Genomic DNA, 12427 nt, shown 5'->3' with positions numbered 1-12427 from the left:
GGCATACGACGTCTGCCCTGAGGAGCCTTCCGTGTCCGAGACCGCCACCCCGTCCGGCAAGACCCCCGTCGACTTCTGGTTCGACCCCCTGTGCCCGTGGGCCTGGATGACCTCCCGGTGGGTGCTCGAGGTGGAGAAGGTCCGCGACATCGAGGTCCGCTGGCACCTCATGAGCCTCGCCGTGCTCAACGAGGACAGGCTCGACGAGCTGCCCGAGGAGTACCGCGAGCTGCTCGAGACCAAGGCGTGGCCGCCGGTGCGCGTGGTCGCCGCGGCCTGGCAGAAGCACGGCGCCGACGTCCTCGGCCCGCTCTACACCGCGCTCGGCACCCGCATCCACAACAACGAGGAGGGCCCGACCCTGGAGGCGATCGCCGGTGCGCTCGCCGACGTGGGCCTGCCCGCCGAGCTGATCGACTACGCCGGCCAGGAGGACTTCGAGTTCGACGCCGAGCTGCGCGCCTCCCACAAGGAGGGCATCGAGAAGGTCGGCCAGGACGTCGGCACCCCGGTCATCGCGGTCCCCGGCACCGACGGTGAGCAGATCGCCTTCTTCGGCCCGGTCGTCACCCCCGCCCCGCAGGGCGAGGAGGCGGCCCGCCTGTGGGACGGCACGCTCGCCGTGGCCTCCGTGCCGGGCTTCTACGAGATCAAGCGGTCCCGGACGAAGGGCCCCGACTTCAGCAACCTGTGACGCCGCTGACGGGCCCGGTCCTCGGCCGGGCCCGTTCCCGCGCCCCGGCCAGCAGCTCCAGGTGCTCCGCGTAGCCCTGCGCGTAGTACGCCGCCCGGTACGGATCCGGGTCGACCAGCCGGGTGGGCCGCGTCCACGCCCCCGCATCCAGCGGCACGCCGTACCGTCCGGCCGCCGCCAGCACCGCGCCCCGCGCGCCGACCTCGCCCTCCACCACCCGCAGCTGCCGGCCCAGCACGTCGGCCAGCAGCTGTGTCCAGGCCGGGCTGCGGGTGCCGCCGCCGCACACCGCGAGCGTCCCGGTCAGGCCCGCCGCCGCCAGACAGTGCCGGGCCGCGTAGCCGATGCCCTCACAGGTGGCCCGGACCAGGTCGGCGGGGCGCGTCTCCAGGGACACTCCGTGCAGCTCGGCCCGCAGCCCCGGCTCCACGAACGGCGCCCGCTCGCCGGAGGGCGCGAAGTACGGCAGCACGCGCACCCCGGCCGAGCCGGGCGGCGCCTCGGCGAGCAGGGCCTCCAGCTCCTGGTGCCGGGCGCCCGTCGTGGCCAGCACCCAGTCCAGGGCCGCCGTGCCGACCATCGCCGGCATCGCGCGCAGCCGGTGGCCCGGCCGGTCGGTGGAGATGTACAGGCCGGCCGGTTCGCCGCCGAGGTCCAGCCCGGTGGTGACGACCAGGCTCGCCAGACAGGTGCCGACGATCAGCAGCCCGTCGCCGGGCGCGGTGACCCCCGCGCCGAGCGCGCAGGCGGCCAGGTCGTACGGTCCGTTCGTCAGCGGGGTCCCGGCGGGCAGCCCCTCGCCGGCCGCCCCGCCGGCCGCGACCGGGTCGCCGATCTCCGGCAGCAGCCCCCGCCGGTGGCTCAGGCCGAGCAGCTCCAGCACCCCGTCGTCGTAGGACCGGGTGCGCGGGTCAAGGAACGGCATCGACGCGTCGGACACGTCCGTCACCGCCCGCCCGGCGCCGGTCAGCCGCTGGAAGACCAGGTCCTTGCAGCACACGGCCGCCGCGGCCCGGTCCAGGGAGGCCGGCTCGTGCCGGTCGAGCCAGGCCAGCAGCGGGCCGGGGCTGCCCGGGAACAGCGCGCCGCCGGTGCGCCGGAAGACCGCCTCGACGGTGCCGTCCGCCAGCCAGCGGTCCACCAGATCGTGCGCCCGGCCGTCCATCCAGGAGATCGCCGACCGCACCGGCCGGCCCGCCGCGTCCACCAGCCACAGCCCGTCGCCCTGGCCGGTCAGCCCGGCCAGCTCCACGGGCTCCGGCACCCGCGCGGTCAGCGCCTCCAGCACGGCGGTGACGGCCGCGTACACCTCGTCCGCGTCCTGCTCCACCGTCCCGCCGGACAGGTCGAGCCCCACCGGGCGGGCCTCCACCGCCAGCGTCCGGCCGGAACGGTCGAAGGCCGCGGCCTTCACCAGGGACGTGCCCACATCGATCCCGACGAACATGACACCCCTCACCCTCTCGTCTGGTCGGGCCCGCTCAGGTCAGGCAGTGCGCGAGCGGTTCCCCGCGCACCCAGCGGCCCACCTCGGCCGCCGCGATCCGCGCGGCCTTCTCGGCCACCGCCCGGCTCGCCCCGCCCAGATGCGGGGTGAGCACGACCCGGCCGGCGAGCGGACGCAGCCGCGAGTCCGGCGGGAGCGGCTCGCGGGCGTAGGTGTCCAGGGCCGCCGCCGACAGCCGCCCCTGCCCGAGCGCGTCGCACAGCGCGTCCTCGTCCAGCAGCGGACCGCGGGCCGCGTTGACCACCACCGCGCCCGGCGGCAGCAGCGCCAGCTCGCGGGCGCCGATCAGACCGCGGGTCTCCTCGGTGAGCCGGGCGTGCAGGCTGATCACGGCCGAGCGGCGCAGCAGGTCGTCCAGGGAGGTCAGCCGCAGCCCGTGCACCTCGCCGCGCACATAGGGGTCGTACACCATGACCCGCGCCCCGAACGCGCACAGCACCCGGGCGACCCGGCTGCCGACCGCGCCGTAGCCGACGAGCCCGACGGGCAGGTCCTCCAGCTCCAGGCCGCTGTGCTCGTACGTGTAGTACGTCGCGCCCGCCCAGCTTCCCTGCCGGGCCAGCAGGTCGTGGGCCTGCGGGATGCGGCGCAGGGCGGCGAGCAGCAGGCCGACGGTGAACTCGGCGGTGGCGGCGGCGTTGCGGCCGGGCGCGAAGCACACCCGCACGCCGTGCCGCCGGGCCGCGTCCAGGTTGACGTTCACCGGGCCGCCCCGGCAGACGACGACCAGCCGCAGCGCCGGGCAGGCTTCGAGGACCCGCTCGGTGACCGGTCCCATCTGGGTGACCAGGACCTGCGCGCCGGCGAGCGCGCCGATCAGCTCCTCCTCGGCGTCGCTGGCCTCGCTCACCTCGCCCACCGGCCCGAACGGTTCCAGCGGCCAGCCGAGCGTCAGCTCCCGCGTCTCGACGTCGGTCTCCTCCGCCAGGGCGCGGGTGATCAGGGACGGCAGGACGAAGTGGTCGCCGGCGGCCACCACACGTACGGCACCGTAGGTCATCGCAGTGAATCTCCTGTCTCGGCGTCGAAGACATGGACGAGTCCGGCCGCCACCCGGACCTGTTCGCCGTGGGCGAGGCGCACCCCGGGCCCGGTGAGGACCACCAGGTGCCGTGCCACCCCGGCGAGGGCGAGGGTGGCGATGCCGGACTCCAGCAGGGGTTCATGGGCGACGACCCGGGCGGGGATGCCGTCCGCGCCGGTCAGGCCCAGGTCCTCGGGGCGCATGCCGGCCACCACCGGCCGGCCGGCCGGCACCGCCGCCGGCAGCGGGACGCGCACCCCGGGGGACAGCCGGGCGTGGCCGTCGCCGTCGGCGACGCCGGGCAGCAGGTTGATCGCGGGTTCACCGACGAAGTCCGCCACGAACGTGGTGGCGGGGCGGTCGTAGATCTCGTACGGGGTGCCGAGCTGCTCGATGACGCCGTCCCGCATGACGGCGATCCGGTCGGCCAGGGACAGCGCCTCCTCCTGGTCGTGGGTGACGAGGATCGTGGTGTGGCCCAGGTCCCGCTGGATGCGCTTGAGTTCGCGGCGGGTGCTGTCGCGCTCGGCCGCGTCCAGGTGGGACAGCGGCTCGTCCAGCAGGAGGACGTCCGGTTCCCGGATCAGGGCGCGGGCCAGGGACACGCGCTGTTTCCGCCCGCTGGACAGGCCGGCCGGGCGGGCGTCGAGGACATCGGTGAGGCCGACCCGCTCGGCGATCCGGGCGACCCGGCGCCGCACGTCGTCCCGGTCGCTCCCGCGGCGGGCCCGCAGCCCGAACGCCAGGTTCTCCGCGACGGTGAGCGGCGGATACAGGGCGTAGTTCTCGAAGGCGACCCCGATGTTCCGCCGCTGTGCGGGCCGGTCCGCCACGGAGGCGCCGCCGACCAGGATGTCGCCGCCGGTCACCGGTTCCAGGCCCGCGATCATCCGCAGGGTCGTGGACTTCCCGCAGCCCGACGGGCCCAGCAGGCCGAGCAGTTCCCCGGGGTCCAGGCGCAGGTCGATGCCCCGCACCGCCTCCACCGGCGGGCGCCCCCGCGGCCGGTAGGTCTTGCGCAGCTCACGTAACTCCAGCGCGGTCATCGTCCTCCCTCGTGCCGGTGGCGCACACCTCGTAGCGCACCTCGTGCTCGTCCAGGTCGCGCAGTGCCTCGGGGGTGGCGCCGTCGTCCACCAGCAGCAGGTCGAAGCGGGAGAGCGGGGCGACCCGGTGCAGGGCGACCCGGCCCAGCTTGGTGTGGTCGGCCAGCAGCAGGGTGCGGGCGGCCGAGTCGAGCATGGCCCGCTTCACGGACACGATGTGCTGCTCCTGGTGGTAGGCGTGGCCGCCGTGCACCCCGGAGGTGGACACGAACCCGACGTCGACGCGCAGCTGCTCGACCGCGTCCACGCAGGACACCCCGAGGAAGGAGGAGTGCAGCCGGTCGTAGTCGCCGCCGAGCGCGACCAGGTGGATGCCCCGCCGGCCGGCGAGCAGGTTGACGGCCTCCAGGAAGTTGGTGACGACGGTCAGCGGGGTGATCTCCCCGGACCGCAGCCGGCGGGCTATCTCCAGGGTGGTGGTGGAGTCGTCGAGCAGGATCGCCATGCCGGGCTCGATGTGCCTCAGGGCGTGCCCGGCGAGCGCGGCCTTCTGCGCGCGCATGGTCTTCAGCCGGTACTGCACGTTCGACTCGAACACCCCGGAGGGCTGCGCGGTCACCCCGCCGCGGAACTTCCTTACGATGCCCTGCCGTTCGAGTTCGTCCAGGTCGCGGTGGATGGTCATCAGGCTCACCCCGAACCGTCCGGCCAGTTCGGCCGCGCTCGCCGAGCCCTCGGCGAGGACGCGTTCGGCCAGGGCGGCCTGCCGGGCCGCGGGTCCCTGCTGTGCTCCGGTGCTGCTCATCTCTGCTCTATCCGTCGTCCTGGGCGCTGTGGCCGGTCGGCCTCGAACACCAGCAGGTTCTCAGGCCGGACGGCCGCGCGGACCGGGTCGTCGGGACGCAGCCCGGCCGCCTCGGCGCGGGCCGCGACGAACGACAGGTGCTGGGCGCCGATGCGCACGGTCACCTCCACGGACCGGCCGAGCACCTCGGTGACGTACACGCTTCCGGCGATCCGGTGTCCGCCGCCGGTCAGCGACACGTCCCGGGGCCGCACACCGACCAGCACCCCGGTGCCGGCGGCGGCCCGCACCGGCAGCGGCAGGGTGAGCGCCCCGTCCGCCGACCGGAAGTCCCCGGTCCCGGTGACCACTCCCGGCAGCAGGTTGATCCGGGGCCGGCCGAAGGCCCGTGCGACCTCGGTGTCGTACGGCCGGTACCAGATGTCCTCCCGGGTGCCGGTCTGCACGATCCGGCCGTCGCGGATGACCCCGATCCGGTCGCCCAGCGCCAGCGCCTCCACCCAGTCGTGGGTGACGTACAGGGTGGTGGTGCGCCGGACGGCGCCGATCGCCTTCAGCTCCGCCCGCATCCGCTGGCGCAACTTGGCGTCGAGGTGCGACAGCGGCTCGTCCAGCAGGAACGCGCGGGCCGGGCGGACCAGCACCCGGCCGAGCGCGACCCGCTGCCGCTGCCCGTTGGACAGCTGCCCGGGGGAGCGGTCCAGCAGGCCGCTGATGCCGAGGAGTTCGGCGACGGCACCGACCCGGTCGCGGGCCTCGGACGCGGGCAGCCGGTGGCGCGGGGAGCGCAGCGGCGAGACCAGGTTGTCGTACACGGACCGGTGCGGGTACAGGGCGTAGCTCTCGAAGCACATGGCCACGCCCCGGTCGTACGGCTCCACGTCCCGCATGTCCCGGCCGCCGATCTCGACCGTGCCGGCGTCCGGCCGTTCCAGCCCGGCGACCGTCTTCAGGGTGGTCGTTTTGCCGGCCCCCGACGGCCCGAGCAGGCAGAAGAACTCGCCCTCCCGTACGTCGAGTCCGATCCCGTCCAGGGCGGTGGTCGGTCCGTACGACTTGCGTACGCCGCGCAGGGTGATGCTCATGACTTGACCGCCCCGAACGACAGCCCGCGCACCAGGTAGCGCTGGATGGTCAGCGCCAGCAGCAGCGGCGGGACGACGGAGACGAGGGCGGCGGCGGCCGTGAGGTTGTAGCGGGGGCGGTCGCCGCCGAGGAAGGACAGCGCGCCCACGGTCACCGTCTGGGCCTCGCGGGAGGTGAGGATCAGCGGGAAGACGAAGTTGTTCCAGGCGAAGATGAACGCCAGCAGCGACACGGCGGCGACGCCCGGCCTGACCAGCGGCAGGGCGACCCGGAGGAACGCCTGCCGGCGCGTGTACCCGTCGAGCAGGGCCGCCTGCTCCAGCTCCGGGGTCAGGTCGGCGAAGTACGACCGCATGATCCACACCACCAGCGGCAGGGTGACCAGTTGCAGCACCCACACCATGCCGACGTACGTGTCGAACAGGCCCAGCTTCTGGTAGAGCACGAACAGCGGGATGATGACGGTGAGTTCGGGGGCGAAGCGGAACGACAGCAGCGTGAACATCAGGTTCTCCGAGCCCTTGAACCGCCAGCGCGCCGAGGCGTACGCGGCCGGCAGCCCGACCACCAGCGACAGCGCGACCGCGCCCACCGACACCACCAGGCTGTTGACGAAGAACCGGGTGAACGGGATGCCCTCGCTGTCGCCCAGCACCGTCCGGTACGACTCCAGGGTCGGCGTGAAGGAGAAGTAGGTGCTGAACAGCTGGTCGGCCGGTTTCAGGGACAGGATCACCATCCAGGCGACCGGGAACAGCGCGAAGACGAAGTAGAGGATCAGGGCGGCGTCCGCGAGCCACCCCGGCAGGCGCCTTCTCACCCGGACACCTCCGCCGCCCCGCGCTGGATCCGCCCCAGGCGCCGCACCAGCACCATCGCCGCCAGGTACACCACGGCCCACAGCACGATCGTGTAGCTGATCCCGAACGAGTACCGCTGGAACCGGATCGCCTCCAGATAGGCCCGGATCTGGAGCACCATGGTGGAGTCCCCGGGGCCGCCCTCGGTGAGGGCGTAGATGATGTCGAAGACCTTCAGCGAGTCCATGAACCGGAAGATCACGGCGACCAGGACGTACGGCCACAGCATCGGCAGGGTCAGCCGCCGCAGGGTGTACCACCGGCCGGCCCCGTCCACCGCCGCCGCCTCGAACGGGGAGCCGGGCAGCGACCGCAGCCCCGCCAGCGCGAGGACCGCCACGAACGGGGTGTACACCCACACGTCCACGGCGATCGACGACAGCAGCGCCCCCGCCGGTGTGTCCGTCCACTGCACCCCGCCCAGACCGAACGGCCGCAGCAGATGGTTGACCACCCCCACGGACGGCTGGAGCATCAGCTTCCAGATGATCGCCGCGATCACCGGCGCGATCATCAACGGCAGGATAAGGATCTTCTCCAGGACCCGGCCCACCGGGGAGGAGCGGTGCAGCAGCAGGGCGACGGCCACCCCGAGCACGGTCTCCACTCCGGCCGCGCCGACCGCGTACAGCACGGTCACCCACGCCGAGTTCCAGAAGGCGTCCTGGGTCAGGAGCGTCGCGTAGTTGTGCAGCCGCACCAGGTCCGGCTGCGGCTTCGCCGCCGAGAAGTCGAACAGGGTGTAGTACAGGCCGAGCGCGAACGGGTAGAGGATCCCGCAGGTCAGCAGCAGCGCCGGCAGGACGAGCAGGTACGGCCGCAGCCCGGGGCGACGGCGCATCAGCCGACCTTCGTCCTCAGGTCACCGGCCAGCCCGTCCAGCACGGACCGGGCGTCCTTCCCGCCGTAGATCTCCTGGAGGGCCGCCGCCCAGCTGGTGGCGGTGTCGAAGAACTGCGCCTGCGGGGTGAACTGGATCCGCGTCCGGCCGGCGACCGTCTCGAAGGTCTCCAGGAAGCCGGGCAGGTGCCGCATCCGGTCCTTGTAGGCGCCGTCCTGGCTGACCGACCGGCGCACGGGGTCGATGTGGTTGCCGGTGAGGGCGGCCCTGCGCAGGTGCTCCCGGCCGGTGGCCCACTGGAGGAACAGCCAGGCGGCGCTCTTGCGCCGGCTCCGGGAGTTCATGCCGAGCGACCAGACCCACATGTTGGTGGCGAGCGAGCCGTCCGGCCCCTTCGGCCCCGGATGGAAGGCGATCTGCCCGGAGGCGGGGCTCGCGCCCTTCACGGCCTGGAAGTAGGCGGCCGTGTCGGCGTCGAAGAGCATCCCGGCCTTCTGCGCCCCGAGATCGCTGGAGCACTGGTACCAGGTGTACGACGTCCAGGACGGCGGCCCGCCCCGGCGCACCATGTCCGCCCAGTCCTCGGTGAAGGCGACCGCCCGGGGGGAGTTCATGGCGGGCGTGAGCCTGCGGCCCTCGACGGTGAAGTCGTGCAGGCCGTTGCGGGCGTACATCGTCATGAACCCGGGGTGGACGGTGGCCCAGCTCCGCGACCCGCGCACCGCGATCCCGTACATCCCGTCGTACCCGGCACCGGGTGCCTTCCGCTTGATCACCCCGGCCAGTTCGCGCAGCTCCTCGAAGGTCTCGGCCGGTCTGAGCCCCAGCTTGCGGAAGACCCCGGTGTGGTAGGCGACCACGTTGGTCTCCCAGCCCCACGGCAGCGCGTACTGCCCGCCCCGGCCGAGCGGTTCGCCCGCCTTCAGCGACCACCGGCCGGCCTGGAGGAGGTGGGGGAAGAAGTCCGACCGGTCCCATTCGGCGGCGGTGGCCGAGGAGTTGCGCATCCAGGGCCCGAGGTCCTCCAGCCAGCCCGGCGGCCCGTACTGCCACACCATGTAGGCGCCGAGCATGAACACGTCGTAGGAGGCGCGTCCGCTGGACAGGTCGACGGTGAGCTTGTCGAAGTAGTTGTCCTCGGGGAAGACGTCGTACGTCACCTCGATGCCGGTCTTCTCGGTGAACGACTTCAGGTCGGCGATCAGGGCGTCGGTGTACGGGTGCTTGTTCAGCAGCGCCTTGACGGTGGTGCCCTTCTCCCGCTTCCAGTCGAAGGACCCGGTGACGTCGTCCGCGGCCGAACCGCCGCCCTGGTCCCGCTGGTCGCCGCCGAACCCGGTGCCGCAGGCGGAGAGTACCGGGGCGGCGGCGAGGGTGCCGGTGAGCGCGAGGAAGCGTCGGCGGTCGTGCACGTGCCTGTCCATCCGGGACCTTCCGTCGGTGGGGCGGTGGGGTCGGGCGGTCAACCGTGCGAGGCGGCTCGACAACAGAGCGTGTAACGGGGACGGAAGACCGTCAATCCCTTGCGCACGGGGAAACAAGGGGGAAATCTCGGGGGAGCATGGGAAGTTCACACGGGTGGTCGCTAAGTGCGGGAGGCGGGCATGGCGTCGGCGTGGCTCGGGATCGACCTCGGCACCCAGGGCGTACGGGCCCTGCTCGTGACCGCCGACGGCCGGGTGCTCGGCACCGGATCGGCGCCGCTCGTGCGGGGCCGCCGCGAGGGGGCACGGCACGAGCAGGACCCCGGGGAGTGGTGGGAGGCGGTCCGCACGGCCGCCCGGGCGGCGCTCGACGGGGTGCGGACGCCGGTGGCCGGGGTCGCGGTGTGCGGCACCTCCGGGACCGTGCTGCTCACGGACGACGCGGGCCGCCCGCTGGGGCCCGCGCTGATGTACGACGACCGGCGGGCCGCGGCCGAGGGCGCGCGACTGCGGTCGGCGGGGCTCGCGGTCCAGGACACCTGGGCGCTGCCCAAGGCCCGCTGGCTGGCCGCCCGGCACGGTCCCGGCCGGGTCGCGCACCAGCCGGACGTGATCACCGCCCGGCTGGTCGGGCACCCGGTGCCCAGCGACTCCAGTCACGCCCTGAAAACCGCCTACGACCTGCGGCGCGACGCCTGGCCGGAGCTCACAGGCCTGCCTCCGGGCGCCCTCCCGCCCGTCGTGCGGCCCGGCACCCGGCTGGGCGAGGTCGGCCCGGCCGCCGCCGACGCCACCGGCATCCCCGCCGGCACGCCGGTCATCGCGGGCATGACCGACGGCTGCGCCGCGCAGATCGCCGCCGGGGCGCTGCGCCCGGGCGCCTGGAACTCGGTGCTGGGCACGACACTCGTGCTCAAGGGCGCGGCCACCGAGCCCGTGGCCGACCCGGCCGGCGTGGTCTACAACCATCGCGGCCCGGACGGCACCTGGCTGCCCGGCGGCGCCTCCAGCGTCGGCGCGGGCGTCCTCACCGCCCGTTTCCCGGGCGCCGACCCGGCCGCCCTGGACGCCCGCGCCGCCGCCTTCGAACCCTCGAACGCCGTGGCCTATCCCCTCGTCTCGCCCGGCGAACGCTTCCCCTTCCACGCCCCGCACGCCACCTCGCTGCTGCTCGGCGACCCGGAGTCGGACGCCGACCTGTGGGCGGCCCTCCTCCAGGGCGTCGCCTTCACCGAGCGCCTCTGCCTGGACTACCTCCACCACCTGGGCGCCCCCCTGGACGGCACCCTCGCCCTGACCGGCGGCGGTGCCCGCAGCGCCTACTGGACCCAGCTGCGCGCCGACGTCCTGGGCCGCCCGGTGCGGGTGCCGGCCCGCACCGAACCGGCGCTGGGCATGGCGGCGCTGGCCGCGTACGGCACGGGGGCGGCGCCGACGCTCGCCGAGGTGGCGGAGGGCATGGTGCGGGAGGGTACGACGGTCGAGCCGCGGCCCGGCCGCACGGAGCGCTTCACCGAGCCGTACGCGCGGCTGGTGGCGGAGCTGGAGGCCCGGGGCTGGCTGCCGGGAGCGGTGGCCGGCCACGCGCGGGCCCGGATGTAGCGAGGGGGCGGCGCGCCGGCGGGGGTGACCGCGATACTGGCGGCCATGACCCCCACCACGCTCCTCCTGTCCCGTCACGGCGAGACCGTCTGGCACGCCGAAAACCGGTACGCCGGGGTCAGCGACGTGGCCCTCACCGACACCGGGCGCGCCCAGGCCGAGGCGCTGGGGCGGTGGGCCGCCGCGCATCCGGTGGACGCCGTGTGGACCTCGCCCCTGTCCCGGGCGACCGCCACCGCCGGGCCCGCCTGCCGGGCCCTGGGCGTCACCCCGCACCGCGAACCGGACCTGCGGGAATGCGACTTCGGTGTGGTGGAGGGCCGTACGCTCGCGGAGTTCGCGGCCGAGGACCCGCGGGCGGCGGAGGCGTTCCGGCGGGACCCGGTGGCGCACCCGTTCCCCGGCGCCGAGGACCCCCGCGCGGCGGCCGGGCGCGGCACCGCCGCCCTGCGCCGCATCGCCGCCGCCCACCCCGGCGGGCGGGTCCTGGTGGTCGCCCACAACACCCTGCTGCGGCTCGTCCTGTGCTCCTTGCTGGGCATCCCCCTGGCCGAGTACCGCGGGGTGTTCCCGCGGCTGCGCAACGCGGCGGTGTCCGAGATCCGCGTCGACGGCGACCGGACCGCGCTGCTGTCGCTGAACGTGCCCTGTGACTGACGCGCGACGCACAGGAGGGCCCCCGCGAGTCACGTCCTCGCGGGGGCCCTCCCTTCATCCGCCTGCCGCCGTGAAGGGTGAGAAGACGATCACGAGGCAGGACGATCGGCGGCCGGTCAGGGCGCGAGCAGCAGCACGTCCGCGCGGGACCTGGCGGCCTCGTAACGGCGTGCGACGTCCTGCCAGTTCACGACCTGCCACATGGCCTCGATGAAGTCGACCTTCTGGTTCTTGTACTGGAGGTAGAAGGCGTGCTCCCAGGCGTCGAAGACCAGGATCGGGACGGCGCCCTGGCCGACGTTGCCCTGGTGGTCGTAGACCTGCTCCACGATCAGGCGTCCGCTCAGCGGCTCGTGGGCGAGCACGCCCCAGCCCGAACCCTGGGTGGTGGCCGCGGCCTTGGACAGCTGCGTCCGGAACGCGGCGAACGAACCGAACGACTCCTTGATCGCGTCGGCCAGTTCGCCCACGCCGTCGGCGGCCAGCGGCTCGCCGCCGCCGTCCTTCGGGCCGGTCATGTTCTGCCAGTAGACCGAGTGCAGGATGTGCCCGGACAGATGGAAGGCCAGGTTCTTCTCCAGGCCGTTGACCGAGCCCCACGCCTCCTTCTCCCGTGCCTCGGCGAGCTGCTCCAGGGTGTCGTTGGCGCCCTTCACATAGGCCGCGTGGTGCTTGTCGTGGTGCAGCTCGATGATCTCGGGGCTGATCACGGGGGCCAGCGCGGAGTAGTCGTAGGGCAGCTCGGGCAGCGTGTAGACGGGCATGGGTGATCCCCTCCGGAACCTTATTGCAAGTCGCTTGCAGGTACACGCTAGCAACAAGAACGCCCGGGCAACACAAAGGCCCCCACGTGTCGTCCGTGGGGGCCTGTCGCGCGCGGG

At 73.8% G+C, this 12427-nt stretch carries 12 protein-coding genes; 3 read left to right on the top strand and 9 right to left on the bottom strand.

Features of this window, described 5'->3' with window-relative positions; all coding sequences use genetic code 11:
• Positions 1–31: 31 nt before the first annotated feature.
• Positions 32–694, top strand: a complete 663-nt coding sequence (locus ABZ117_RS01570) for a DsbA family protein (RefSeq protein ID WP_356816340.1) — start codon at positions 32–34, stop codon at positions 692–694.
• On the opposite strand, the gene ABZ117_RS01565 is transcribed toward ABZ117_RS01570, so the two are convergent.
• The 8 genes from ABZ117_RS01565 to ABZ117_RS01530 are packed head-to-tail and all read right to left on the bottom strand — an operon-like array spanning position 681 to position 9287.
• Complete coding sequence (locus tag ABZ117_RS01565; RefSeq protein ID WP_356816339.1) at positions 681–2141, bottom strand: FGGY-family carbohydrate kinase; 1461 nt, start codon at positions 2139–2141, stop codon at positions 681–683. The genes ABZ117_RS01570 and ABZ117_RS01565 overlap by 14 nt on opposite strands.
• A gap of 34 nt (positions 2142–2175) precedes the next feature.
• Complete coding sequence (locus ABZ117_RS01560) at positions 2176–3201, bottom strand: 2-hydroxyacid dehydrogenase (RefSeq protein ID WP_356816338.1); 1026 nt, start codon at positions 3199–3201, stop codon at positions 2176–2178.
• Positions 3198–4271 (bottom strand): ABC transporter ATP-binding protein, encoded by a 1074-nt coding sequence (locus ABZ117_RS01555; RefSeq protein ID WP_356816337.1) that lies wholly within the window; start codon positions 4269–4271, stop codon positions 3198–3200. The genes ABZ117_RS01560 and ABZ117_RS01555 overlap by 4 nt, the downstream gene beginning before the upstream one ends.
• The gene (locus tag ABZ117_RS01550) at positions 4249–5076 is read right to left on the bottom strand and encodes a DeoR/GlpR family DNA-binding transcription regulator (protein ID WP_356816336.1); all 828 of its coding nucleotides are present in this window, start codon (positions 5074–5076) and stop codon (positions 4249–4251) included. The genes ABZ117_RS01555 and ABZ117_RS01550 overlap by 23 nt, the downstream gene beginning before the upstream one ends.
• A complete protein-coding gene (locus ABZ117_RS01545; protein WP_356816335.1) occupies positions 5073–6161 on the bottom strand; it encodes an ABC transporter ATP-binding protein in 1089 nt (362 codons plus the stop codon). Before ABZ117_RS01545 ends, ABZ117_RS01550 begins: the two co-directional genes overlap by 4 nt.
• A complete protein-coding gene (locus tag ABZ117_RS01540) occupies positions 6158–6982 on the bottom strand; it encodes a carbohydrate ABC transporter permease (protein ID WP_356816334.1) in 825 nt (274 codons plus the stop codon). Before ABZ117_RS01540 ends, ABZ117_RS01545 begins: the two co-directional genes overlap by 4 nt.
• On the bottom strand, positions 6979–7863 hold the full coding sequence (locus ABZ117_RS01535; protein WP_356816333.1) for a sugar ABC transporter permease: 885 nt from the start codon (positions 7861–7863) through the stop codon (positions 6979–6981). Before ABZ117_RS01535 ends, ABZ117_RS01540 begins: the two co-directional genes overlap by 4 nt.
• A complete protein-coding gene (locus ABZ117_RS01530; RefSeq protein WP_356816332.1) occupies positions 7863–9287 on the bottom strand; it encodes an extracellular solute-binding protein in 1425 nt (474 codons plus the stop codon). Before ABZ117_RS01530 ends, ABZ117_RS01535 begins: the two co-directional genes overlap by 1 nt.
• A gap of 180 nt (positions 9288–9467) precedes the next feature.
• Between ABZ117_RS01530 and ABZ117_RS01525 the strand changes: the two genes are divergently transcribed.
• On the top strand, positions 9468–10889 hold the full coding sequence (locus ABZ117_RS01525) for an FGGY-family carbohydrate kinase (RefSeq protein WP_356816331.1): 1422 nt from the start codon (positions 9468–9470) through the stop codon (positions 10887–10889).
• 45 nt (positions 10890–10934) lie between these two features.
• On the top strand, positions 10935–11546 hold the full coding sequence (locus ABZ117_RS01520) for a histidine phosphatase family protein (protein ID WP_356816330.1): 612 nt from the start codon (positions 10935–10937) through the stop codon (positions 11544–11546).
• Between the two features lie 116 nt (positions 11547–11662).
• On the opposite strand, the gene ABZ117_RS01515 is transcribed toward ABZ117_RS01520, so the two are convergent.
• Entirely contained in the window at positions 11663–12310 is a 648-nt protein-coding gene (locus ABZ117_RS01515) for a superoxide dismutase (RefSeq protein WP_356816329.1), read from the bottom strand.
• Positions 12311–12427 lie beyond the last annotated feature (117 nt).

The organism is Streptomyces sp. NPDC006309, from assembly GCF_040613095.1.
In the GTDB taxonomy this organism is placed as follows: Bacteria; Actinomycetota; Actinomycetes; order Streptomycetales; family Streptomycetaceae; genus Streptomyces.
This window is presented reverse-complemented; position numbering and strand designations above follow the sequence as displayed.